At 66.0% G+C, this 23,033-nt stretch carries 26 protein-coding genes; 12 read left to right on the top strand and 14 right to left on the bottom strand.

The window, feature by feature from the left end:
* Positions 1-27: 27 nt before the first annotated feature.
* Complete coding sequence (locus tag RW112_RS10960; protein ID WP_317781792.1) at positions 28-813, bottom strand: sulfite exporter TauE/SafE family protein; 786 nt, start codon at positions 811-813, stop codon at positions 28-30.
* Between the two features lie 18 nt (positions 814-831).
* Complete coding sequence (locus RW112_RS10955; protein WP_317781791.1) at positions 832-1,617, bottom strand: ABC transporter ATP-binding protein; 786 nt, start codon at positions 1,615-1,617, stop codon at positions 832-834.
* Positions 1,618-1,750: 133 nt separating this feature from the next.
* On the opposite strand from RW112_RS10955, the gene serB reads away from it, so the two are divergent.
* Positions 1,751-2,644: a phosphoserine phosphatase SerB gene (gene serB, locus RW112_RS10950; RefSeq protein WP_317781790.1), complete on the top strand. Its 894-nt coding sequence runs from the start codon at positions 1,751-1,753 to the stop codon at positions 2,642-2,644.
* A 104-nt stretch (positions 2,645-2,748) separates the two neighbouring features.
* Here the strand turns inward: serB and RW112_RS10945 are convergent, their stop codons facing one another.
* From RW112_RS10945 to fabG, 3 genes are all read right to left on the bottom strand, one after another.
* Positions 2,749-3,510, bottom strand: coding sequence for an SDR family oxidoreductase (locus tag RW112_RS10945; protein WP_317781789.1), 762 nt, complete (start codon positions 3,508-3,510; stop codon positions 2,749-2,751).
* A gap of 181 nt (positions 3,511-3,691) precedes the next feature.
* Positions 3,692-4,108: an Hsp20/alpha crystallin family protein gene (locus tag RW112_RS10940; protein ID WP_411709893.1), complete on the bottom strand. Its 417-nt coding sequence runs from the start codon at positions 4,106-4,108 to the stop codon at positions 3,692-3,694.
* Positions 4,109-4,253: 145 nt separating this feature from the next.
* Positions 4,254-4,979 carry a 3-oxoacyl-ACP reductase FabG gene (gene fabG, locus RW112_RS10935; RefSeq protein ID WP_317781787.1) on the bottom strand — a complete coding sequence of 242 codons (726 nt, stop codon included), beginning with the start codon at positions 4,977-4,979 and terminating at the stop codon, positions 4,254-4,256.
* A 140-nt stretch (positions 4,980-5,119) separates the two neighbouring features.
* On the opposite strand from fabG, the gene RW112_RS10930 reads away from it, so the two are divergent.
* From RW112_RS10930 to RW112_RS10915, 4 genes are read left to right on the top strand one after another with little or no spacing between them, the layout of a single operon-like run.
* Positions 5,120-5,551, top strand: coding sequence for a DUF3099 domain-containing protein (locus RW112_RS10930; RefSeq protein ID WP_411709892.1), 432 nt, complete (start codon positions 5,120-5,122; stop codon positions 5,549-5,551).
* Entirely contained in the window at positions 5,548-5,808 is a 261-nt protein-coding gene (locus RW112_RS10925) for a hypothetical protein (RefSeq protein WP_317781786.1), read from the top strand. Before RW112_RS10930 ends, RW112_RS10925 begins: the two co-directional genes overlap by 4 nt.
* Complete coding sequence (locus tag RW112_RS10920; protein ID WP_317781785.1) at positions 5,809-6,675, top strand: SURF1 family protein; 867 nt, start codon at positions 5,809-5,811, stop codon at positions 6,673-6,675.
* A 3-nt stretch (positions 6,676-6,678) separates the two neighbouring features.
* A complete protein-coding gene (locus tag RW112_RS10915) occupies positions 6,679-7,158 on the top strand; it encodes a YbaK/EbsC family protein (protein ID WP_317781784.1) in 480 nt (159 codons plus the stop codon).
* 65 nt (positions 7,159-7,223) lie between these two features.
* Here the strand turns inward: RW112_RS10915 and RW112_RS10910 are convergent, their stop codons facing one another.
* The gene (locus RW112_RS10910; protein WP_305941025.1) at positions 7,224-8,822 is read right to left on the bottom strand and encodes an ABC-F family ATP-binding cassette domain-containing protein; all 1,599 of its coding nucleotides are present in this window, start codon (positions 8,820-8,822) and stop codon (positions 7,224-7,226) included.
* A 325-nt stretch (positions 8,823-9,147) separates the two neighbouring features.
* On the opposite strand from RW112_RS10910, the gene RW112_RS10905 reads away from it, so the two are divergent.
* From RW112_RS10905 to RW112_RS10895, 3 genes are read left to right on the top strand one after another with little or no spacing between them, the layout of a single operon-like run.
* Positions 9,148-9,834 (top strand): biotin transporter BioY, encoded by a 687-nt coding sequence (locus tag RW112_RS10905; protein ID WP_317781783.1) that lies wholly within the window; start codon positions 9,148-9,150, stop codon positions 9,832-9,834.
* Position 9,835: 1 nt separating this feature from the next.
* Entirely contained in the window at positions 9,836-10,588 is a 753-nt protein-coding gene (locus tag RW112_RS10900) for an ABC transporter ATP-binding protein (protein WP_317781782.1), read from the top strand.
* Positions 10,585-11,244, top strand: coding sequence for an energy-coupling factor transporter transmembrane protein EcfT (locus RW112_RS10895; RefSeq protein ID WP_317781781.1), 660 nt, complete (start codon positions 10,585-10,587; stop codon positions 11,242-11,244). The genes RW112_RS10900 and RW112_RS10895 overlap by 4 nt, the downstream gene beginning before the upstream one ends.
* On the opposite strand, the gene RW112_RS10890 is transcribed toward RW112_RS10895, so the two are convergent.
* Complete coding sequence (locus RW112_RS10890) at positions 11,241-12,455, bottom strand: thiolase family protein (protein ID WP_317782182.1); 1,215 nt, start codon at positions 12,453-12,455, stop codon at positions 11,241-11,243. The genes RW112_RS10895 and RW112_RS10890 overlap by 4 nt on opposite strands.
* A gap of 34 nt (positions 12,456-12,489) precedes the next feature.
* A complete protein-coding gene (locus tag RW112_RS10885) occupies positions 12,490-13,890 on the bottom strand; it encodes a class I adenylate-forming enzyme family protein (protein WP_317781780.1) in 1,401 nt (466 codons plus the stop codon).
* Between the two features lie 60 nt (positions 13,891-13,950).
* Between RW112_RS10885 and RW112_RS10880 the strand changes: the two genes are divergently transcribed.
* Positions 13,951-14,832, top strand: coding sequence for a neutral zinc metallopeptidase (locus tag RW112_RS10880; protein WP_305941019.1), 882 nt, complete (start codon positions 13,951-13,953; stop codon positions 14,830-14,832).
* 144 nt (positions 14,833-14,976) lie between these two features.
* Here the strand turns inward: RW112_RS10880 and RW112_RS10875 are convergent, their stop codons facing one another.
* The 6 genes from RW112_RS10875 to RW112_RS10850 are packed head-to-tail and all read right to left on the bottom strand — an operon-like array spanning position 14,977 to position 20,145.
* Positions 14,977-15,309: a metal-sulfur cluster assembly factor gene (locus tag RW112_RS10875; protein ID WP_011691953.1), complete on the bottom strand. Its 333-nt coding sequence runs from the start codon at positions 15,307-15,309 to the stop codon at positions 14,977-14,979.
* Positions 15,310-15,322: 13 nt separating this feature from the next.
* Entirely contained in the window at positions 15,323-16,120 is a 798-nt protein-coding gene (sufC, locus tag RW112_RS10870) for a Fe-S cluster assembly ATPase SufC (protein ID WP_305941017.1), read from the bottom strand.
* Between the two features lie 45 nt (positions 16,121-16,165).
* A complete protein-coding gene (locus tag RW112_RS10865) occupies positions 16,166-16,522 on the bottom strand; it encodes a non-heme iron oxygenase ferredoxin subunit (protein WP_305941016.1) in 357 nt (118 codons plus the stop codon).
* Between the two features lie 19 nt (positions 16,523-16,541).
* Positions 16,542-17,792 (bottom strand): Fe-S cluster assembly protein SufD, encoded by a 1,251-nt coding sequence (gene sufD / locus RW112_RS10860; protein WP_317781779.1) that lies wholly within the window; start codon positions 17,790-17,792, stop codon positions 16,542-16,544.
* The gene (gene sufB, locus RW112_RS10855; RefSeq protein ID WP_305941014.1) at positions 17,792-19,255 is read right to left on the bottom strand and encodes a Fe-S cluster assembly protein SufB; all 1,464 of its coding nucleotides are present in this window, start codon (positions 19,253-19,255) and stop codon (positions 17,792-17,794) included. Before sufB ends, sufD begins: the two co-directional genes overlap by 1 nt.
* The gene (locus RW112_RS10850) at positions 19,255-20,145 is read right to left on the bottom strand and encodes a helix-turn-helix transcriptional regulator (RefSeq protein WP_411709891.1); all 891 of its coding nucleotides are present in this window, start codon (positions 20,143-20,145) and stop codon (positions 19,255-19,257) included. The genes sufB and RW112_RS10850 overlap by 1 nt, the downstream gene beginning before the upstream one ends.
* Positions 20,146-20,250: 105 nt before the next feature.
* On the opposite strand from RW112_RS10850, the gene RW112_RS10845 reads away from it, so the two are divergent.
* From RW112_RS10845 to RW112_RS10835, 3 genes are read left to right on the top strand one after another with little or no spacing between them, the layout of a single operon-like run.
* Complete coding sequence (locus RW112_RS10845; RefSeq protein ID WP_317781776.1) at positions 20,251-21,219, top strand: ABC transporter ATP-binding protein; 969 nt, start codon at positions 20,251-20,253, stop codon at positions 21,217-21,219.
* Positions 21,216-21,974, top strand: coding sequence for an ABC transporter permease (locus tag RW112_RS10840; protein WP_317781775.1), 759 nt, complete (start codon positions 21,216-21,218; stop codon positions 21,972-21,974). Before RW112_RS10845 ends, RW112_RS10840 begins: the two co-directional genes overlap by 4 nt.
* 7 nt (positions 21,975-21,981) lie before the next feature.
* Positions 21,982-22,926 (top strand): COX15/CtaA family protein, encoded by a 945-nt coding sequence (locus tag RW112_RS10835; protein ID WP_317781774.1) that lies wholly within the window; start codon positions 21,982-21,984, stop codon positions 22,924-22,926.
* Positions 22,927-23,033 lie beyond the last annotated feature (107 nt).

Below are 23,033 nucleotides of genomic sequence, written 5' to 3'. Positions count from 1 at the left end.
GCACGGGGCGCCGGTCACAGGCGCGGGTCACTTGAAGAGGTTCGCGATCATGAAGCCGAGGGCAACGAGGCCCAGCGCAAAGATGACTCCGCGCAGGACCGGCGGGGAAAGCCTCCGGCCAACCTTTGAGCCGATGACGCCGCCGATGAGCGAACTCACGGCGATGATTCCCACAACAGTCCAGTTGATGCGCCCGAACGCGAACAGCAAGTAGGACACTGCCGCCACGATGTTCACGCCCAGGACGAGGATGTTCTTCATGGCGTTGGCGTTCTGGATGGTTCCCGTCATGAACACGCCAAGGATTCCCACCAGGAGGATGCCCTGGGCTGCTACGAAATAGCCCCCGTAAACCCCGGCCAGGTACACCAGCACAATCAGCAGCACGCCGTGGCGTTTGTCCCTGATGGCATGCTCCGGGTTCGCCTCCCGGTTCCGGACCCACTGCTGGAGCCGGGGCTGGAAGACGACCATCAGCAGGGCGAGCACAATCAGGGCGGGGGCGGCGTAGTGGAAGACCTTTTCCGGCAGGTGCAGCAGCAGCCAGGCGCCGCTGATGCCGCCCAGCAAGGATGCAGGCAGCAGCCGCAGGAGCTGCCTGCCGCGGCCCGCGAGTTCCTTCCGGTACCCCCACGCGCCCGCGGCGTTCCCCGCGACCAGCCCCATGGCATTGCTGATGGAGGCTGTTACCGGGGCCATGCCCAGGGCGATAAGGACGGGGAACGTGACCAGGGTGCCCGACCCCACGACACTGTTGATGGTTCCGGCCCACAACCCCGCGAAGAAGATGAAGACGCCGTTGAGTAACTCCACGCTCGGGTGACCGCCGGGTCAGCGGCGGGCGACGGCGGTGTAGCGTCCCGCGTTGACCGTTACATCGAGGGGCAGGCCGAAGGTCTCGCTGAGGTGCTCGGCTGTCAGGACGTCGGTGATGGGGCCGGCGGCAACCACTCCGCCGTCGCGCAGCAGCATGGCGTGCGTGAACCCCGGCGGAACTTCCTCAAGATGGTGGGTCACCAGGACCATGGCTGGTGCTGCCTCGTCCATGGCAAGCTCTCCGAGTTTGTGGACGAGTTCCTCGCGGCCGCCCAGATCGAGGCCGGCGGCAGGTTCATCGAGCAGCAACAGCTCGGGATCGGTCATGAGGGCGCGGGCGATCTGGACCCGTTTGCGTTCACCTTCGGACAGGGTTGCGAAAGTCCTGTTCAGTAGCGGGCCCATTCCCCAGTCGTTGAGGAGGCGGAAAGCCCGCCGTTCGTCGTCGCGCTCGTATCCCTCGCGCCAGCGGCCGGTCACGCCGTACGCGGCGGTGACCACGACGTTGAGGACATTCTCGTGTTCCGGAATCTGAGTGGCCAGGGCGGCCGAAGAGAGGCCGATGCGGGGTCGGAGCTCAAAGACGTCCACCCGGCCCAGGATCTCGTCAAGAATCCCGGCCGTGCCGCTGCTCGGATGCATCCGGGCAGCGGCGATCTGGAGAAGAGTGGTCTTGCCGGCGCCGTTGGGGCCCAGGATCACCCAGCGTTCGCCTTCGTTGACCTGCCAGTCAACCTTGTCCAGCAGGGTCTTTTTACCTCGGACAACGCTGACGGCGTCCAATTCCAGAACATCACTCATAGGAGTAGACACTAGGACAAAACGGGGTCCGACTGATAACTGATACACCGCCCCACGGCCCGCTGTCGGCAACTGCAATAGGCGGAACGAAACGAATTCGGGCGCAAGGTGGGCGCTGGCTAAGATTGCAGCCATGAGTTCGAACGTGACTGCGGTCAGCTACGGCGTGAAATTGTCCCCTTCGGAACTGGAGCACCTCCGTTCCCTGCTGACTGGATCAGGGGCTTCTTTCTCCGCTGAATCCCGGACCGGCGACGCCCGCTTCGAGGTGTACACGGTGGACTTCGCCGTTGAATCCGGGACGGCTGCCGACATCACTGCGCTGCGACATGAGGTGACCTCCGCGGCTTTTCGCGGCATGGATACGGCCATCGTCCCGGCGTCGCTGAGGGAGGCACCCCGGAAGTTCCTCATCATGGATGTTGACTCCACGCTGATCCAGCAGGAGGTCATTGAGCTCCTGGCCGCCTACGCCGGGAAGAAGGAAGAGGTCACGGCAGTGACCGAAGCTGCCATGCGCGGCGAGCTCGACTTTGCCCAGAGCCTGCACGCCCGGGTGGCGGTCCTCGCGGGGTTGCCTGCCGACGTCGTCGATTCCGTACGGGCCGAGGTGAGACTTACGGAAGGGGCCGCAGATCTCGTGGCGGCGTTCAAAGCGGCCGGCCACGCCGTGGCAGTGGTATCGGGCGGTTTCAACCAGATCCTGCGCCCCATTGCGGAGGACCTCGGGCTGGATTACTGGATCGCCAATGAACTGGAGATTGTCGACGGCGCACTGACGGGCAAGGTGCTCGGGGAGGTCGTCGACCGTGCGGCGAAGGAGAAGTACCTCCGCGAGTGGGCCGCCGCCGAGGGCATCCCCATGGAGCACACCATCGCGGTGGGCGACGGCGCCAATGACCTGGACATGCTCAGCGCGGCCGGAATTGGCGTCGCGTTCAATGCGAAACCGGCTGTCCGCGCGGCAGCGGACGCAGCGGTCAGCCTGCCGTACCTCGACGCCGTGCGGCATATCGCCGGGGTCTGAGCATTAACCGCTTCAGGCATTAACCGCAGGATGGCACGTCGCGGCAGTTGCTTCGAGGAACATTGCCGTGACGTGCCATCCCGGCGGACTGGCCGCCGGCGGTCCTAGCCGGCCTGGCCGGTGCCCTTGCCGAAGTAATCGGCACCGCCGGCGTACTCGGTGTGCCCGGTTTCGACGTCGGCAGTCACCATCCTGGCGATCTCGGCGGCGAACTCGGCGACTGAATACAGTTTGCCGGCCTCGGCCCGGCGGGCCTCGATGGCGCCCGGGTTGGAGCGGTCAAGCAGCGTGGCGGTTACGGTTCCTTCGATCATGTCGCCGGAAACTACGACGAAGGAAATGCCTTTGTCCGCAAGGTTCGGGATCAGGGCGCGCAGGGCGTCCTCGCCGGCGCGCTTGCTGCGTGCCACCGGCTCGTATTCGGGCATGGTGGGTACGGAATCGATGAAGTGGGCCTGGTGGCTGGTGACGAAGACCACGCGGGAGCCTTCCCGCATCAGCGGCACGGCGGCGTTCAGCATGTTGACCTGGGCATCACGGTTCAGCTTCAGCGCGTAGTCGTCTGCCATGCCCGATTCCATGCCGCCGGAGGCGTTGAGGACCAGAACGTCGAGTGAACCGAAGTTTTCCATGGCGGCGCTGGCCAGGGCCTGGACGCCTTCCTGCGTGGTGAGGTCGGCACCGACGGCAACGGCGCGGCCGCCGGCCGATTCAATTTCGGTCACCACTTTGTTGGCCCGCGGGGCCTTCTGGCGGTAGTTCACGACGACGGCGGCACCTTCGGCTGCGAGGAGCTTGGCGACGTCGGCGCCAATCCCCCTCGACGAACCGGTCACAATGGCGGTCTTGTTGTCCAGCAATCCCATTCGAGCTCCTTTGTTACAAACGTCCAAAATCTGTGGGTCTGCCATCCATCATGCCAGCGGATGGGAACTTTTCAGTTGTTTGACGTCCACAAAGAAGCGGACCCGGCCTAGTTCCGGACTATGCCTGCGACTTGCCTCGGGAGCCGGGAAGCGGACCGGGAAGCGGACCGACCGCGCCGGCTCAGCCGTGGTCGATTTGGATCTTGCGCGTTCCGGTGGCCGGTGCCTGCTCGGGAGCCGGGGCACGTACTTCAAGCACGCCGTCCTTGTAGGACGCGGTGACGTCTTCCTCCCGGGCGCCAGGGGGCAGCGAGACACTCCGTGAGAATGAGCCGTAACGGAACTCCGAACGGTAACCGGTTTTGCTCTTGTGTTCCGACTTTTCCTCGCGTTCCACTTTGATGTGCAGCATGCCGTCGGCCACCGAGACGTCAACATCCTTCTCGGGTTCGAGGCCGGGCACCTCGGCGCGCACCACGAGCACGCTGCCGTCCATGAACTGTTCCACGCGGATTGACGACATTGTCAGGTCCCCGTCGAGAAACCGCCGAATCGGCTCAAGAACCTCAGACGGCGTCCATTTATTGAGATCGGCCATGATAGCTCCCTTGTGTTTTTCACCGCAATTTGGGGCCGGTCCACACGCGGGACCGGCCGGTATGCCCATTACACACCCGCCGGAGGGGCATGTAATGGGCAAAAGGTCCCTTCATGGCAAGGGGTTTGGGGCAGCTGGAGGAGGGTTAGTGTCCCATCCCCAGGCCGCCGTCAACGGGGATGACGGCGCCGGAGATGTACGACGCTTCATCACTGGAAATCCAGCGAACCACGTTCGCCACCTCGGCGGCTTCGGCGAAGCGCCCCGCCGGCACCTTGGACAGATAGTCCTTCTGGGTGGCCTCCGGCAGCTCCGCCGTCATGTCCGTGTTGATGAAGCCGGGCGCGACGACGTTGGCGGTAATGCCGCGGCCTCCCAATTCACGCGTCAGCGAGCGGGCTATGCCCACCAGTCCGGCCTTGGAAGCGGAGTAGTTGATCTGGCCGGGGGCGCCGTACAGTCCGGAAACAGAGGAAATGAGCACAACGCGGCCCTTGCGCATCCGGATCATGCCCTTGGACGCCCGTTTGATGACACGGAAAGCACCCGTCAGGTTGGTGTCGATGACGGACGTGAAGTCGTCTTCGCTCATGCGCATCAGCAGCGTGTCCTTCGTGATGCCGGCATTGGCCACCAGTACCTCCACCGGACCGTGGGCGGCTTCGACTTCGGCGAAGGCGGCGTCAACGGAAGCCTCATCGGTGACGTCGGCCTTGACCCCGAGGATCCCCGCCGGAAGCGCAGACTCGCTGCGGTACGTCACGGCAACCTTGTCACCGTTGGCCAGGAAAGCCTCTGCGATGGCCAGTCCGATGCCGCGGTTGCCGCCGGTGATCAGAACGCTGCGGCCGGTTGATGCTGCTTCAGTCATAGTTTGCTCCGGGATTCTGCGGCACGGGGCACCGCGGTGAGGGGCTGGATTTTTACTGCCTCCGATCTTAGCCCCCGTTTGGGCGGCACTCGTGAGGGTGAGAGAATTGGGTTAAGCCTTGGGAGCGTGATCAAACAGCCGTGACACTTGCAAAACGACCCGGACCTTCGATGTCCGGTGATCCGGACGCCGCCTCCGGTGACGCCCAGGTGCACAGCATTACGGACGCCGCAACCGCCCACTCGGAAGAGATGCGGGGGCGGATGATCAAGTACGCCGTCGCGATGGGCATCCGCATGGTGTGCCTCATTCTCGTCTTTGTCGTTGACGGCTGGTTCAAGGTCATACCGATTGCCGGCGCAGTGTTCCTGCCCTGGATTGCCGTGGTCATCGCCAATGGAAGCGACAAGGCCGAGGTTCACAGCGACTACCTGCTGGACGCCGCACCGCTGGCAGAGCTCGAAGCGCCGGAATCACCGGCAGCCGGCGCAGACGAAGGGCCAACCGTTCTCCAGGGTGAGGTCATTGAGGACGAAGACGATATCGACGGGCAGGAACGGGCAGCTTCATGAACATTTTTGACCTGGCCGGGGGCAGCCCCGCCCCAGCCGAAACGGCCGCGCCCATGTGCTCCCGGAAAGCCTGCCGCTCCGGCGCAGCCTGGCAGCTGCTGTGGAACAATCCCAAGATCCACACCCCGGAAAGACGCAAGACCTGGCTGGCCTGCGAGGAGCACAGGACATGGCTGGAAGACTACCTGCAAACCCGCGGCCTCTGGAAAGAGACTTTGCCGCTGGATCTTGCCCCTGTGGCAGACAGGGACAGCTGAATGTACCGCTTCCTCTTCTCCAGCAAATGGCTGGGCTACCTTCTGTTGGCTGCGATCTTTGCCACAGCCTGCGTCTTCCTTGGTCGATGGCAGATGGACCGCAGGGCAGAGACCCTGGCGGAAATCAACCGTGTCACGTCGAACTACTCGGCCACTCCCCTGCCGTTCGCCGCCGTCGAAGCGCAGTTCTCCCGGCTGGATGCCGACAAGGAGTGGACCCAGGTGGAGATGAAGGGCCGCTACGATGCCGGCGGCCAGCGCGTGGTGCGCAACCGCCCGCTCAACGGCCAGCCGGGCTACGAAGTGGTGGTCCCTTTCAAACTGAATACCGGACAGACAGTCGTTGTGGACCGCGGCTGGCTCCCCATCGGGAATAACACGCCCGGGCGCCCGGACGCCGTCCCGGAGCCGCCCTCCGGCGAGGTCACCGTTGTGGTCCGCCTGAAGCCAGGTGAGCCCGAACTGCAGCGCGGCGCCCCCGACGGGCAGCTTGCCTCCATCGATCTGCCGGCCTACGCCGCCCAGCTTGGCTACCCGGTCCTGACCGGCGCATACGGGCAGCTCGCCTCCGAGACGCCGGCTGCTGCGGCCATGCCGTATCCGTTCCCGAAGCCTTCGACCGAAGAAGGAACACACCTGTCCTATTCACTGCAGTGGTTCGCCTTCGGCGTCCTGATGTTTATTGGCTTCGGCTACGCGGCGCGGCAGCAGGCCCGCAACGCGGAAATTGACGCCCAGGACGCGGAGGCGGACGGTACGCCCGAATACGCCATGGCCGCGAACCGGCGCCGGCCCGCGCCCCGGAAGCGGAAAAACGCGACGGCCGAGGAAGAGGAAGACGCCATCCTCGACGCCCAGGGGTACTGACCGGTGAGCGATCCCGCCATCCCTGAGCCGGTGGCCAACGTCAAGCGCGCCCTCACCGCATTGGGAGCCGAGGACACCGTGACAGTATTCGACTCAAAAGTCCCGACGGCGGCAGCCGCCGCGGTAGCGCTGGGCTGCGATGTCGCCGCGATCACCAACAGCCTGGTGTTCGACGTCGACGGCGCACCGCTGCTCATCCTCGCCAGCGGTGCCGCGAAAGTGGACACGGCGCTGGTGGCAGCCACGCTGGGCTCAGGAAAAATCCGCCGCGCTTCCCCGGCCTTCGTCCTGCAACACACAGGCCAGGAAGTAGGCGGCGTAGCCCCGGTAGGCCACCCCGAAAAGATCAAGACCCTGCTGGACGAGTCCCTGAAAACCCACGAACTCCTCTGGGCAGGAGCGGGAGACCACAACTCGATGTTTTCCATCACCTACAAAGAGCTGCAGAAGATCACCGGCGCAGAGGAGATGCCGGTCCGCTGAGACGTCGGTGTGTCACCGAGCGCAGCGAAGCGGACGCAACCATCGGATAGGACGAGCGACGCAGCCTACGCCAGCGTAATCAGGTCCAGGTAGTCTTCGTTCCAGTGATCCTCGACGCCGTCGGGCAGCAGGACAACACGCTCGGGGTTGAGGGCTTCGACAGCACCCTCATCGTGGCTCACCAGGACAACGGCGCCGGTGTAGTTCCGCAGTGCGCCAAGGATCTCGGCGCGACTGGCGGGGTCCAGGTTGTTGGTGGGCTCGTCGAGGAGCAGCACGTTCGCGCTCGAAGCCACGATCGTGGCCAGGGCCAGCCGGGTCTTCTCGCCGCCGGAGAGCACTCCGGCGGGCTTGTCGACGTCGTCGCCGGAGAACAGGAACGAGCCAAGGATGCCCCGGACCTCGGCGTCCTTCATGTCGGGCGCGGAGGAACGCATGTTCTGCAGGACGGTGCGGTCGACGTCGAGCGTTTCGTGCTCCTGGGCGTAATAGCCCACCTTCAGCCCGTGGCCTGCGATCACTTCGCCGGTGTCGGGCTTGTCGACGCCGGCCAGCATCCGCAGCAGCGTGGTCTTGCCGGCGCCGTTGAGGCCCAGGATGACCACCTTGGAGCCGCGGTCGATTGCGAGGTCCACGTCCGTGAAGATTTCCAGCGAGCCGTAGGACTTGCTGAGGCCGTCCGCGGTGAGCGGGGTCTTGCCGCAGGGAGAGGGATCCGGGAAGCGCAGGGCTGCCACGCGGTCGTTTTCGCGGACGGCTTCCAGCCCGCTGAGCAGGCGTTCGGCGCGCTTGGCCATGTTCTGCGCCGCAACGGCCTTGGTGGCCTTTGCCCGCATCTTGTTGGCCTGGTCGAAGAGGACCTGGGCTTTCTTCTCGGCGTTGGCGCGTTCCCGCTTGCGGGCGCGTTCGTCGGTTTCGCGTTGCTGGAGGTAGCGCTTCCAGTCCATGTTGTAGAAGTCGATCTGCGCGCGGTTGGCGTCCAGCAGGAAGACTTTGTTGACCGTTGCTTCGAGTAGTTCCGTGTCGTGGCTGATCACGATCAGCCCGCCCTGGTGGTTCTTCAGGAAGTCACGCAGCCAGGCGATGGAGTCGGCATCGAGGTGGTTGGTGGGCTCATCGAGGAGCATGGTCTCGGCATCCGAGTAGAGGATGCGGGCGAGTTCCACGCGGCGCCGCTGTCCGCCGGACAGCGTCTTGAGCGGCTGGTTCAGCAGACGGTCCGGGAGCGCGAGGTTCGAGCAGATCGCTGCTGCCTCGGCTTCGGCAGCGTAGCCGCCCGCCGCCAGGAACTCGGATTCGAGCCGGTCATAGCGGTTCATCGCCTTGCTCTGGACAGCGGCGTCCTCACTGGCCATTTCCTCGTGGGCCAGGCGGAGCTTGCCGACGGCGATGTCCAGTCCGCGGACGGACAGGATCCGGTCCCGTGCGAGCTGCTCCATGTCGGGCGTGCGGGGGTCCTGGGGAAGGTAGCCGATCTCACCGCTGCGGGTGACCTTTCCGGCAGCCGGCAGTCCTTCGCCGGCGAGGACCCGGGTGAGCGTGGTCTTGCCTGCACCGTTACGGCCGACCAGGCCGATCTTGTCTCCCTTGTCGATCCGGAAGCTCACCTGGTCCATGAGGAGGCGGGCGCCGGCGCGCAGTTCGAGATCCTGGACGGTAATCAATGCAGGTAAGGCCTTTCACAACAGGGAACGCCGCGGCACAACGGATGGAGTCTCGGGGCCGGGGCAGTGTGGCCGAGAGAACGGCCTCTACCAGTCTACCGGCCCCGCGCGTCCCGGAGGACCCTGCGACCTCAACCCCGTTCCGGGGGCGTGGCGGGTGGTCATTGGCCACCCCGTCCAGAGCCGGCGCCCTCCGTTAGTGGATCCCCTACAAAATAGGTCCGTGGCCGGAGACGTATCGTCGGAATTGAAGGAAAACAGCCGCCCGCGGGCAGCCGCCCTCCTCCCCATAACACCGCACCCGCACCCACCGACAGGAACTCCCATGTCCCAGACTGACAACGCCGTCACCGGCCAGGCCGCCTCCGGCGGTACATCAGACCGTAAACCGGGCCGGACCCGGTGGAACGCCACGGACCTCGGCCTCATCGCCGTCTTTGCTGCCCTCGTAGCCGGCTCCGCGCTCATAGCGGCCATCCCGGTGGGCGGACTCGGCGTCCCCATCACCCTGCAGACCCTTGCCGTGATGCTGACGGGCCTGGCGCTTGGCCCCGGCCGGGCGTTCGCCGCCGTCGGCCTGTACACCTTGCTGGGCCTGGCCGGCCTGCCGATCTTCAGCGGCGGCAGGAGCGGTCTGGGGATCCTCGCCGGTCCGTCTGCCGGCTACATCATCGCCTTCCCGCTCGGTGCCCTCGCTGTCGGCTGGCTGACGACCATCGTGCTGCGCCGCACCGTGAAATACCGCGGGCTGTTCCTCTTCGCCGCAGCCATGGCCTCCAGCGTTGTGGTGATCCACAGCCTCGGTGTCCTCGGCATGATGGTCAACGGCAAACTGGACCTTTCCAAGGCATTCCTCCTTGACCTGGCCTACTACCCCGGCGACATCATCAAGAACGTCCTGGCCGTGACGATCGCACTCGCCCTGCACAAGGCGTTCCCGGATCTCCTGATCCGCCGCACCGGCCGGAACCCCGAAGCGGTCACGGCCCGAACGGGCGGGGCCGCTAACTAGCATGGGCAGCATCGTTCTGGACGGGGTCAGTGTCCGGGTGGCCGTGGACGGGCGTCCGGATCCCAAGACACTCCTGGACGGAATCTCCCTCCATCTCACCGAACAGCGGATCGGGGTGATCGGAGCGAACGGTTCCGGGAAATCCACGCTCCTGCGTCTGCTCAACGGTCTGGTCGCACCAAGCCGTGGACAGGTGACGATCGACGGCGCCGACACTGTCGACTCCGTGCGTGCCGTGCGCCGGAAGGTCGGTTTTGTGTTCACGGATCCGCTGTCCCAGCTGGTGATGCCCACCGGCCGGGAGGACGTGGAACTCTCCCTGCGGCGGTCCGTCAGGAACCCAGGGGAACGCCGGGACGCGGCCGCGGCGATGCTCAACCGCTTCGGCCTGATGCCATTGGCAGACCAAAGCATCTACGAGTTGTCGGGCGGCGAACGGCAGCTGATGGCGCTGGCCGCGGTCCTGGCCGTGGAGCCTGCCGTTCTGGTGCTGGACGAGCCTTCCACGCTGCTGGACCTTCGCAACCGCGAGCTTCTCCGCCGCACCATCGCGGGCCTCAGCCAACAAATTGTGATGTCCACGCACGACCTGGATCTGGTCCGCGACATGGACCGCGTACTGGTTGTGGACTCCGGACGGGTGGTGTTCGACGGCGGTGCAGACGCCGCCGTCGAACACTACAGGGCACTGGCAGCCGCGGGGCTGCCGCCGGTGGGCGCCACCCTGGCCCCGCACACTCCGGAGGACACGTGAGCGGCCACGACTTCCTGCTGGTCAACTACGTTCCCGGCAACTCACCGGTCCACCGGGCGCCGCTCTGGCTGAAGTTCCTCGCAGTAGTCGGCTGCGGCCTGGCCTCATTCCTGGTGGTTGACTGGGCTGTCGCCGCAACGGTGCTGGGCCTCATGTGCGCCCTGTTCCTCGCCAGCGGCGCCGGTCCGGCACGTTTGTTCAAGGCCGTCCGGCCCATCCTCCCCGTGCTGGCGGCCATCGGGTTGTTCCAGTGGTGGCAGCTGGGCGGTCCCGTCGCGGCGCGGATTGTCCTGAACATCCTGGTGTGCGTGGTGGCCGCGTCCATACTGACCGCCACCACGCCCATGCAGCGGCTCCTCGACGGCGTCGTCTCCCTGGCCGTGCCATTCCGGCGGTTTGGCGCGGATCCTGAACGCTTCGCCCTCACCATCGCGATCATGCTCCGCAGCATTCCCTTCATCGCCGGGGCCTACTCCGACGTCAGGGACTCCGCCCGCGCGCGCGGACTGGAACGCAACCCCCGGGCACTGGTCCTGCCGGTCTTCATTACTACGGTGGCCTACGCACGCCAGACCGGCGATGCCCTCGCCGCCCGGGGGCTTGGTGAACCAGGCATGGACGATGACAGCACCGACGGCGGGCAGCCCGGCCGCTAGCCGCCCGCCTGGGCCTGCGCCAGTTGCCCATACCGGAAAAGTGCTGCGGTCCCCATTCCCCCGGCGATGCTGATCATGGCCAGCGCCAGCGTTCCTGCCGGTGTGGCGGGGCCCGGCGTCCTGTGACCCCGCGCCTGCGCAAGGAGCCTCGTCACCAGCACGGCCCCCGATGCCCCGTACGCGTGGCCCAACGCCAGCGCACCGCCGTCGAGGTTTGCCCGTTCCGGATCGATGCCGAGGGCATCCAGGCAGGCGAGCGTCTGCGAGGCGAAAGCCTCGTTGAATTCCACGAGCCCGATGTCCGCGGCCGCTACGTTGTGTTCCGCCAGGAGCCGTCCGGCCGCCGCTGCCGCGCCCATACCCAGAACCTGCGGGTCCACACCCGCGGTATCCGTACCGAGCACCAGCAGTCCGTCGGTTGCCCCCAGCTCCCGGGCACGCCGGAGTGAGGTGACCACGACGGCGGACGCGGCGTCCGCGTCGAAACAGGAATTCCCGGCGGTGACCGTGCCCCCCTCGGCGAATACGGGCGGGAACCGGGACAACAGGGCGGCCGACAGGCTTGCCCGCGGGCCGTCGTCGGACGCCACGGTGCCGGAGGCGGCCTCCAGCGGCACGGTCTCGCCAAGGAAGCGTCCCGCCGCCGCCGCGGCCAGTGCCCGCTGGTGGCTTCGCAGCGCAAACCTGTCCTGGCAGTCCCGGCTGACCCTCGCAACGGATGCCACATTCTCCGCCGCGACCCCCATGTCCGGATCGCCGTAAGCCACAGGCACGAACTGCGCGCGGCGGAAGAACTCGGGGCTGCCGTCGGCGGCCCTGTTCGCCCGGAGGGGTGCGGTACTGATGCTTTCGACCCCGCCCGCAAGGTAGGCGCCGTTGCCTCCGGAAGCTACCAGCCGTGCGGCGAGCACAATGGCGTCCAGCCCGGAACCGCACTGACGGTCAACCGTTACACCGGGGACGCTGACGGGCAAGCCGGCCTCCAAGGCAGCCAGGCGCGCAACATTGCCGCCGCCTCCCACCGCGTTGCCGATCACAACGTCCGTAACAGCTGATGCCGGCAGGCCGCTGTCCATCAGGAGGCGGCGAAGCACAGGCGCCAAAAGCTCATGGGCGCGGATCTCCCTGAAGGCCCCGTTGGCCTTGCGGATGGGCGTCCGCAGGGCCGCGATGACCACGGGCTGCCGGTCCGGCGGCAACTGTTCGGGCATCAGCTGCCCGGGCGGTGCTTGGTCCGGCACAGGTTCAGCCAAGGCGGCGGACCCTTGTGTCTCCGCGTTCAATCCAGTCCAGCAGCAGTTGCCTGCTGACTTTCCCGCGGTCCGTGACGGGCAGTTCGGCCAAGGCAAAATACTGGAGCGGCCGCTTGTCCCTGGGCAGGACGTCATCAAGACCGGCTTTCAGCTGGGTTGCCGTGATGCCTCCATGGGAGGGGACCACGCCGGCAACCACGCGCTGGCCGCGCACATCATCGGGCATGCCCGATGCGACGGCGGCCGCCACTCCCGGGACGGACGCGAGGGCCAGTTCCACTTCGTGCGGATACACGTTCTTGCCGGCGGTGATGATCATGTCCGAGCGCCGTCCCAGGATGTGGAGTTCACCGTCCAGCAGGTAGCCCTGGTCCCCCACGGTGTACCAGCCGTCGAAACAGCGGAGCGCCTGACCGTCGTCGCCCCAGAGGTAGCCGTTGCTGAGCATGCCGCTCCGGACGCAGATGTTGCCGTCCGTGCCGTCGGGAACCCGGTCGCCCGCGTCGCTAAGGATACGGACGTCGACGCCGGGGAACGGTTTGCCGATACCGGTTCCTCCGGCGTCCAGCGGCGCGCCCGAGCGCAGGCCCGCCCCGGACACGAAGCTCAGTTCGGACGCACCGTAGTACTCGAAGATGGTGGCCCGGGGTGCCCAGCGGCGCGCGGCTTCCAACGTCCGGGCATCGAGCTTGGACCCGGCGCAGATGATGGAGGTGATGCCGGAAGCGTCCACGCACCCGGCCAGTCCGCGCTCACTGAGCAACCGGAGCATGGTGGGAACCAGGACAAGGCGGGTGATGCCGTCGTGAGTGATGGCGGCGTGCACGTCGCCGACGTCGAACGATTCCAGCGTGTGGAATTCGGAGCCGGCGTAGAGGCACTCAGAGAGCGCGTACAGGTTAAGGCTGGCCGCCAGCGGACCCGGGGCGAGGGTCTTGTCCTCCTGGGTGAGGCCGAAGAATTCGATGGATGCGTCGAAGGAAAGCTGCCACGAGCGCCGGGATCTCGTGAAGGCCTTGGGCACGGAGGTGGTGCCGGAGGTCAGCCCGATCAGGAAGGGGGATTCCGGCAGACCGTCACGAAGTTCCGCTGGCGCCGGCGGGCCGGCGGCGACGGCATTGTCCAGCCGGGCGGCGATGTCGGCCTGCAGTTGCACGGGCCAGGCGGGGTCGAGGACGGCACACTGCCGGTCCCCCGCCACCGCGGCTGCGAAGGCTACGGCGAAGTCCACCGAGTTCGGCTCAGCGAGGATCGTCACGGCCGCGGCGTCCGGGATCCGCGCCGTCGCGGCGTCCCGAAGCGCCGCCCAGCCCAGGTGCCGGCCGGCCACGACGACGGCGGTGTCGTCGGGACGGTCATCGGCCCATTGTTGGAGTCTGTTGAGGAAAGGCATCGGATCAACTTTACCGGCGTCCACGGCTCCGGGCCGGTCCGGTCGGGTTATTGTGACACTATGAGTTTCAATGACAACGTCCAACTGGACCCGTCGCAGGTCCAGGACCGGCGCGGCATGGGCCGCGGAACGAAGATCGGCGGCGGTATCGGGGGCGGAATCATCCTCCTGCTGGCCGCTCTGTTCGGGGTCAACCCGCAACTGCTGGAAGGCCTGACCGGGGCTGCGCAGGAGCCGCAAAGCCAAGGCACGGCACCCGCCTGCGAAACCGGCGCTGATGCCGATGCCCGGCTCGACTGCCGGATCACCGGGACGGTGAACAGCCTCAACGCGTTCTGGCCGGCCTACCTGGCCCAGTACAACACGGAGTATCCGCGTCCCACCACGGTGATCTTCAGCCAGGCCACCAATACGGCCTGCGGCGGCGCAACCTCCGCGGTGGGCCCGTTCTACTGCCCGGCTGACACCACCGCGTACTTCGACCCCGGCTTCTTCCAGGACCTGGTGGACCGCTTTGGATCGTCCGGTGGTCCCCTGGCGCAGGAATATGTGGTGGCGCACGAATTCGGCCACCACGTCCAGAACGTCCTCGGCAACCTGGACCGCGCCCAGCAGGATCCCCAGGGTCCCGAATCGGGTGCCGTGCGCGTGGAGCTGCAGGCGGACTGCTATGCGGGCCTCTGGGTCCGGTACGCCACCACCCAGCAGGACCCGAAGACCGGCCAGCCGTTCCTTGAACCGCTCACCCAGCAGGACCTGAACGATGCGCTCTCCGCGGCATCGGCCGTCGGCGATGACCGCATCCAGGAGGCTGCCACCGGGCGCGTCTCGCCGGAAGCCTGGACGCACGGATCAAGCGAGCAGCGGCAGCGGTGGTTCTACCAGGGCTACCAGACCGGCGACATCAACCAGTGCGATACGTTCAGCGCGGCAACCCTGTAGCTGGATCCGCTGCTGCGCAACTGCCGTTACGACGCGCCATAAGGGCGCCTACGGAGCAACCGCTTAAAGTACGACGGCGGCCGGTCACCTTCGCTGGGAAGGTTAACGGCCGCCGTCGTGCTTTAAGCCGACCGGAGTCGGTGCCTAGATGTTGAACCCGAGGGCACGCATCTGGTCGCGTCCGTCTTCGGTGATCCGCTCCGGACCCCACGGCGGCATCCAGACCCAGTTCAACCGCCAGTCGTCAACAACGCCGTCGAGGGCCTTGCCCACCTGCTCCTCGATGACGTCCGTGAGCGGGCAGGCCGCCGTGGTGAGCGTCATGTCGATCAGGAGCGCGCCGTCGTCGTCCGAGTACTTCAGTCCGTACAGCAGTCCGAGGTCAACGATGTTGACGCCCAGCTCGGGGTCGATGACGTCCTTCAGTGCCTCTTCGACATCTTCGAGGCCCGTGCGGGCCGCTTTGATTTCGGTCATGGCGTTGTCCTTACTAGCCCTGGACTGCAGCGTCGGCTGCAGGGATGGTTGCTGCGCCGGCACCCTTGGCGTAACGGTCGTAGCCTTCTTCTTCGAGGCGGTCGGCGAGTTCCGGACCGCCCTCTTCGACAACCTGGCCGTCAACGAAGACGTGGACGAACTCAGGCTTGATGTAGCGCAGGATGCGGGTGTAGTGCGTGATGAGCAGGGTGCCCATGTTGCCTTCGGCGTGGGCACGGTTGACACCCTCGGAGACAACCTTCAAGGCGTCGACGTCCAGGCCGGAGTCGGTCTCGTCCAGGACGGCGAACTTGGGCTTGAAGAGCTCGAGCTGCAGGATCTCCACGCGCTTCTTTTCACCGCCGGAGAAGCCTTCGTTGACGTTGCGCTGGGTGAAGTCGGCATCGATGCGCAGCTTCTGCATGGCAGCCTTGACGTCCTTGGTCCAGGTACGCAGCTTGGGCGCTTCGCCGTCGATGGCGGTCTTGGCGGTGCGGAGGAAGTTGGTCATGCTGACGCCGGGGACCTCCACCGGGTACTGCATGGCCAGGAAGACGCCGGCGCGGGCGCGCTCGTCCACGCTCATGGCCAGGACATCTTCGCCGTCGAGCGTGATGGAACCGCTGGTGACGTTGTAGCGCGGGTGGCCGGCAATGGTGGAGGCCAGGGTGGACTTGCCCGAACCGTTGGGTCCCATGATGGCGTGGGTTTCGCCGGTCCTGATGGTCAGGCTGACGCCCTTCAGGATCTCCTTGGTGCCCTGCTCCGTCTCAATGCTGACGTGCAGGTCCTTGATTTCAAGAGTTGACATGCTCTTCTTTCTTTTTCGTTCGTAAGTCTTGTGAGGCCGGGGCGCTCAGTAGGTGTTGACCGTGGCGCCGTTCAGGACATTGGTTACATCCACGTAGACGTCGTCACCGTCAAGCTCGACGGCGAAGACCGGCACGGGATCGTAGGCAGGAAGCTGCAGGGGCTGGCCGTTGCGCAGGTCGAATTGCGAGCCGTGGCCCCAGCACTCGATCGCGCAGCCTTCCACCTCGCCCTCGGACAGTGAAATGTCCGCGTGCGAGCAGGTGTCGCCGATGGCGTGGATTTCTCCCATCGAGTCCCGGACGACGGCTACCGGGTAGTCGTCGATCAGGATCCGCAGCGCCTGCTTGACCTGGATGTCGTTGGCATTGCATACCAGCTCACCCTTGGGTTGTTCACTCATGCGTTCCTGCCTGCCCGTTTCAGTTCTCGCTCGCGGCGAGCTCGCGCTCAACAGCTTCGGTCAGGCGCTCTTCGAGTGCCGGGACCTTGATCTTCTGGATGATCTCGTTGAGGAACCCGCGGACAACCAGGCGGCGGGCTACATCCTCGGGGATGCCGCGGGCCATGAGGTAGAACAGGTGCTCGTCATCGAAACGGCCGGTGGAGCTCGCGTGGCCGGCACCCTCGATGAGGCCGGTTTCGATCTCGAGGTTCGGGACCGAGTCCGCACGGCAGCCGTCCGTCAGCACAAGGTTCTGGTTCTTCTCGTACGAATCGGTGCCCAGTGCCTGCTTTTGGATGAGGACATCGCCGACCCAGACGGTGTGTGCGTCCTTGCCCTGCAGGGCGCCCTTGTAGAGCACGTTGGACTTGCAGTTGGCCACGTTGTGGTCAACGAAGGAGCGGTGCTCCAGGTGCTGTCCCGCGTCGGCGAAGTAGAGGCCCAGCAGCTCGGCGTCGGCACCCTCGCCCGAGAACCGGACGTTGGAGTTCAGGCGAACGATCGAGCCGCCCAGGGACACGGCGATGTGCTTGTACACAGCGTCCTTGCCTACCTGCGCGTCGTGCTGAGCCAGGTGTTTGGCGTCGTCTTCCCAGAGCTGTACCGAGATCACGGTGAGCTTGGCGCCCTCGCCAACGATGACTTCCAGGTTGCCGTTGTGGTCGGCCGAACCCGTGTGCTCCAGGATCACGACGCTGCGCGAGTTGGCACCCGCTTCCAGCACGAAGTGTGCGTTGGAGCGGCGGCCCGCGGCTTCGCCGTGGACCAGGATCCGCAGCGGCTCTGCCGGCTCGGCTTCCGCCGGGATGACCACGTGCAAGGCCTCGTCCGTGTTGGCGGAGGCGACGACGGCGGCCCGGTCGGCCGGGACCAGGACGCTTCCGCGGGGTGCTGCTCCGGGAGCCAGCGTGCCGCGGACGTAGCCTTCAGGCGCTTCAACGGTGTAGCCGGCGGCCGGCACGGGATCACGGTCCGTGGGGGCGTCGGAGAGCAGGTTGGCAAGCCCGCGGACCGGGCTGAAGCGCCATTCCTCCTCGCGGCCCGTGGGCAGCGGGAAGTCGGCCACGTTGAAGCTTGTGAGGCGTTCGGCGCGGGAGGACATCACGGTGACGCCGTGATTGTGGCTGTGGTCCACCTTGGCGGCGACCAGCCCCTCGCCCTCCTCGGTGAAGCCGGCGATGGAAGGCGCTCCGATGCGGGCCTTTTCAGTAACAGTTTCGGCAGTCATTAACCGACGGATCCTTCCATCTGGAGTTCAATGAGGCGGTTCAGCTCGAGGGCGTATTCCATCGGAAGCTCGCGGGCGATCGGCTCGATGAAGCCGCGGACAATCATCGCCATGGCTTCGTCTTCGCGCATGCCGCGGGACATCAGGTAGAAGAGCTGCTCTTCGGAAACGCGCGAGACGGTTGCCTCGTGGCCCAGCTGGACGTCATCTTCGCGGATGTCGATGTACGGATACGTGTCCGAACGGCTGATCGTGTCCACAAGCAAGGCGTCGCAGCGGACCGTGTTGGCGGAGTGCTTGGCGCCTTCGCGGATCTGTACCAGGCCGCGGTAGGCGGCACGGCCGCCGCCGCGTGCCACGGACTTGGAGACGATGGAGCTCTTGGTGTTCGGTGCGATGTGCACCATCTTCGAGCCGGTGTCCTGGTGCTGGCCTTCGCCGGCGAAGGCGATGGACAGGGTTTCGCCCTTGGCGTGTTCGCCCACGAGGTAGACGGCCGGGTACTTCATGGTGACCTTGGAGCCGATGTTGCCATCGATCCATTCCATGGTGGCGCCCTCTTCGCAGATGGCGCGCTTGGTGACCAGGTTGTACACGTTGTTGGACCAGTTCTGGATGGTCGTGTAGCGGACGCGGGCGCCCTTCTTCACGATGATTTCCACAACGGCAGAGTGCAGCGAGTCCGAGGTGTAGATCGGCGCCGTGCAGCCTTCGATGTAGTGGACGTAGGAGTCCTCGTCGGCGATGATCAGCGTGCGCTCGAACTGGCCCATGTTTTCCGTGTTGATGCGGAAGTATGCCTGCAGCGGGATGTCCACGTGAACGCCCTTGGGGACGTAGACGAACGAACCGCCGGACCATACAGCCGTATTGAGCGACGCAAACTTGTTGTCGCCCACCGGGATGATGGTCCCGAAGTACTCCTGGAAGATCTCCGGGTGCTCGCGCAGGGCAGTATCCGTGTCCAGGAAGATGACGCCCTGGGCCTCGAGGTCCTCGCGGATCTGGTGGTACACGACCTCGGATTCGTACTGTGCTGCCACGCCTGAAACGAGGCGGCTGCGCTCAGCTTCCGGAATGCCCAGCTTCTCGTAGGTGTTCCGGATGTCCTCGGGGAGGTCTTCCCACGTGGCGGCCTGCTTTTCCGTGGAGCGAACGAAGTACTTGATGTTGTCGAAGTCGATGCCGGAGAGGTCTGCACCCCAGGTGGGCATGGGCTTGCGGTCGAAGTACTTCAGGCCCTTCAGGCGCAGGTCCAGCATCCACTCCGGCTCGTTCTTCTTGGCCGAAATGTCCCGGACAACTTCGTCGTTGATGCCACGACGTGCGTTGGCTCCGACATCATTCTTGTCGGCCCAGCCGTACTCATAGGTGCCAATACCGTGGAGCTCGGGGTTCTTCTCCAGAATCTCCGAAATCACAGTAGTTTCAGCAACCTTATTCTCTGATAGTTGGTCCGTCATCACGGCCTTTCTTGCAGATGGTTGGATACTTCGCCCAGGCTGTCCGTGGTGTGTCCGGGACCCGCGGGACCCTTGGCGGCCGGACGGCCTGTAGGTATGTGGGTGGTGCAGACGTGTCCGCCGCGTGCCAGCGTGGAAAGCCTGCGCACGTCGACGCCGACGAGCCGGGAAAACAGTTCGGTTTCGACGTCGCAAAACACGGGGAACCTGGTGGCCAGCTGCTGGATGGGGCAATGGCCCTGGCACAGCTGGACGCTGGAGAGCGCAGCAGGGAGCGGCGCCTTGGCTTCAATGGACGCTGCCGAGGCCACAAAGCCGTCCCGGCTCAACGCCGCGGAAAGGGCCTGCGCCCGCGCGGTGATATCCGGCCCGGCGGCCTCGATCTCCGGCGCGTAGCGGCGTTCCATGTCCGCGAAGCGCTCGACGGCGAACTCGCGGACTGCGTCGGGGCCAGCAACTTCGCCGAGGCGCTGGAGAGCCAGGCCGGCAATGTCAAGGTAGTCGTCGCCTAGGCGGGACTGGCCCTGCGAGCTCAGGACGTAGCGGCGGGCCGGGCGTCCGGCACCGGCACCTGCCTTGGCCACGCGCTTGACCTCAATCACACCGCTGCGTGACAGGTGGTCCAAGTGCCGGCGCACGGCCGCGGGCGTGAAGCCCAGCAGGTCGCCGAGTTCGGCAGCACTGACCGGACCGTGCTCCAGCACGGCATTCAGTACGCGGTCACGCGTGCGCTCATCCGAGTCCGCCGGCAACGCGTGCGGCGTCGACGCAGGCCGGGCTTCGGAGGCCGCCTGGGGCGCAGCCGTCCCGGGCCGGAACGAACCGGCGGCGCCGTTTGGCGCGGCGGACCCGGTTCGGGGCGCAGAAAGTCGAGTGCTCATGGAATACACAACACAATCATGTCGTAATTTACTCCCCCGTTCCAGTAAGGCGAGGCTGACCTACGGTCACATCCCGTCGGATGGCGCGCGTACTACATCGCGTAGAATGCTTTGGTGCGATCTCCCGATTCTCCCGTCCTGTCCATCACGGGACTTATTAAGGACGTTGGCCCCCTGGCCTCCCTTGACGGCAAAATGCTCCGGGTGGTCAGCGGCGTCTCCCTCACCGCCGAACGCGGCCAGGTCACGGCCCTGCTGGGAGCCAACGGCGCCGGCAAAACCACCACTATTGAATGTGCGCAGGGACTGCAGCGCCGGTCGGGCGGCACCGTCTCCCTGCTGGGCCAGGACCCGGACACGGCGGGGGCTTCCCTTCGTTCCCGCGTGGGTGTCATGCTCCAGGACGGCGGGCTGCCGCCGTCGGCCCGGCCCATCCCACTGCTGAAGCATATCGCCGGAATGTACCAGGATCCATGGTCCGTGGATGACTTGGTCGGACGCCTGGGCATTGATACGTTCAGCCGCACTACGGTGCGGCGCCTTTCCGGTGGCCAGCGCCAGCGGCTCGCCCTTGCAGCGGCCCTGGCGGGAAACCCCGAGGTCCTCTTCCTGGACGAACCGAGCGCGGGGCTGGATCCGCAGTCACGCCAGCTGGTGTTCGAATTGATTTCCGAGCTACGCGACGCCGGCATGGGAATCATCCTCACCACCCACCTGATGGACGATGCCCAGCGGCTGGCCGACTACGTCTACATCATCGACGCCGGCCGGAACGTCGCCGAGGGCACAGTGGCCCAACTGCTGATGCGGAACCTGAGCACGGACGCCGCCCAGGAACACGTCCGCACCCTTCTCTTCGAGGCGCGTCCCGGCCTGGACTTCGCGGGTGTCCTGCCTGCCGCCGTCGACATCCGGGAAACCCGTGCCGGGAGCTACGCCGCCACCGGAGCGCTGACGCCGGAAGACCTGGCCGCACTGACGGCCTGGTGGGCCGGCCATGGCATTATGCCCGGCTCCATGAGCCTGGAAGCCCGGAGCCTGGAAGACGTATTTTTGGACATCTCGGGAAGGGAGATGCGATGACCCGCGTCCTGGGCAGCGCTCCTGCCCCGCTTCACCGCCGCATTCTGCTCCAAGGCAAGTACGAAGCAGTCACCATGCTGCGCAACGGCGAGCAGCTCATTCTGGCGATCGTCCTTCCCCTGCTGGCCCTGGTGGGGCTGACCGTCACCCCGCTGTTGGACGGCCTTGGCGGCACCCGCGTTGACGTTGCGGTGCCCGGAATCCTGGCCCTCTGCGCCATGTCCACGGCCTTCACCGGCCAGGGCATTTCCACCGGGTTCGACCGCCGTTACGGGGTGCTGCGCTTCCTGTCCACCACTCCCCTGGGGCGGGCCGGCCTGATTGCAGGAAAAATCCTGGCCGTGCTGGCCGTGCTGGCCCTGCAGGTGCTGGTGGTCGGGGCCGTGGCCTTCGCACTCGGCTGGCAGCCGACGACGACGGGATGGGTACCGGCGCTGGCGCTGCTGGTCCTGGGGGCGGCAGCTTTCACCGCCCTCGGCCTCCTGGTCGCCGGCACGGTCCGGCCGGAGGCGACCCTGGCCTTCACCAACCTTTTATGGATACTGCTCGGTGCCCTGGGCGGCATCGTCATTCCCGCGGAGCGGCTGCCCGCGCCCGCCGGGGAAGTGGTCCACTTCTTGCCGTCCGGCGCGTTGGGCGAGGCGCTGCGGGATGCTTTCCTCGCCGGCACCCTTAATGGAGGCGCCACCCTAGTCCTGCTGCTCTGGACGGTCCTCGCCGGTGCAGCTGCCATCCGTTGGTTCAAGTGGAATTGAGAAAACCGTGAGTACGGCATCGCGCCTCCCCCAGATTCTCGGACGAATGACGTCCAAGCTGCCAGTCACGGTCGACAGCACCGTCCGCAGGCTGGCGGTCCTTTCCCTCATCGGCCAGACGGTGCTCGTCGTGACCGGAGGGGCCGTCCGCCTCACCGCGTCCGGGCTCGGCTGCCCCACGTGGCCGCGCTGCACTGATGCATCCCTGGTGAACACCCCGGAAATGGGCATCCACGGCTTCATTGAATTCGGAAACCGGCTCCTGACGTTCGCACTGGCCGCGATTGCGGTCCTCATGCTGGTGTACCTGTGGAATCTCCGCAAGGAGCGCAGGGACCTGTTCCTCCTGGCCCTGGGCCTGCTGGCGAGCATCCCGGCGCAGGCCGTCATCGGCGGCATCACCGTGCTGACCCAGCTCAACCCCTGGGTGGTGGGGCTGCACTTCCTGGTGTCGATGGCCCTCGTCGTGATTGCGACTCTGCTGGTCAACAGGGCGTACGGCCGGACGGGACGGTTCGCCGCCGTCGTACTTCCATCCCTGCCGGGCGCTGCACGGCCGGTGATGGCCGCCGTCGCCCTCTTCTCCGCCGTCGCCGTGATGCTCGGTGTTGTGGTTACGGGAGCCGGACCGCACGCCGGCGATGCCGACGCCCCCCGGAACGGCCTGGACTGGGACCTGTTCTCGCACATCCATGCGGTGCCCGCGTACCTCGTCACGGCAGGCGCGCTGTTTGGCCTGTACCTTGTGTTCCGCGCACGGATCACAGGCCCGTTCCGCAGCGCCGTACTGATGCTGCTGGGAGTCACGGTGCTCCAGGCAGCCATCGGATTCACGCAGTACTACAACGGCATCCCCGCCCTCCTGGTGGGCGCCCACATGCTGGGTGCGGCCCTGCTCATGAGCGCCGCCACGAACGCCGCCGACGTCGCGCGGTCCAGCCCGGTCAAGTAAGGCCGCCCGGTTAAGTAACGCAGCCCGGATAAGTAAAGCAGCGCAGAGTCAGCACCCCGGTCCGCAGTGACCGGGGTGCTTTTGTGTGCCCTGCCACCGGTACCCAC

The organism is Arthrobacter sp. B10-11 (genome assembly GCF_033142195.1).
GTDB classification, from domain to species: Bacteria; Actinomycetota; Actinomycetes; order Actinomycetales; family Micrococcaceae; genus Arthrobacter; species Arthrobacter oryzae_C.
Note: the sequence above shows the minus strand (reverse complement) of the source record. Positions and strands in the feature narration are given on the sequence as shown.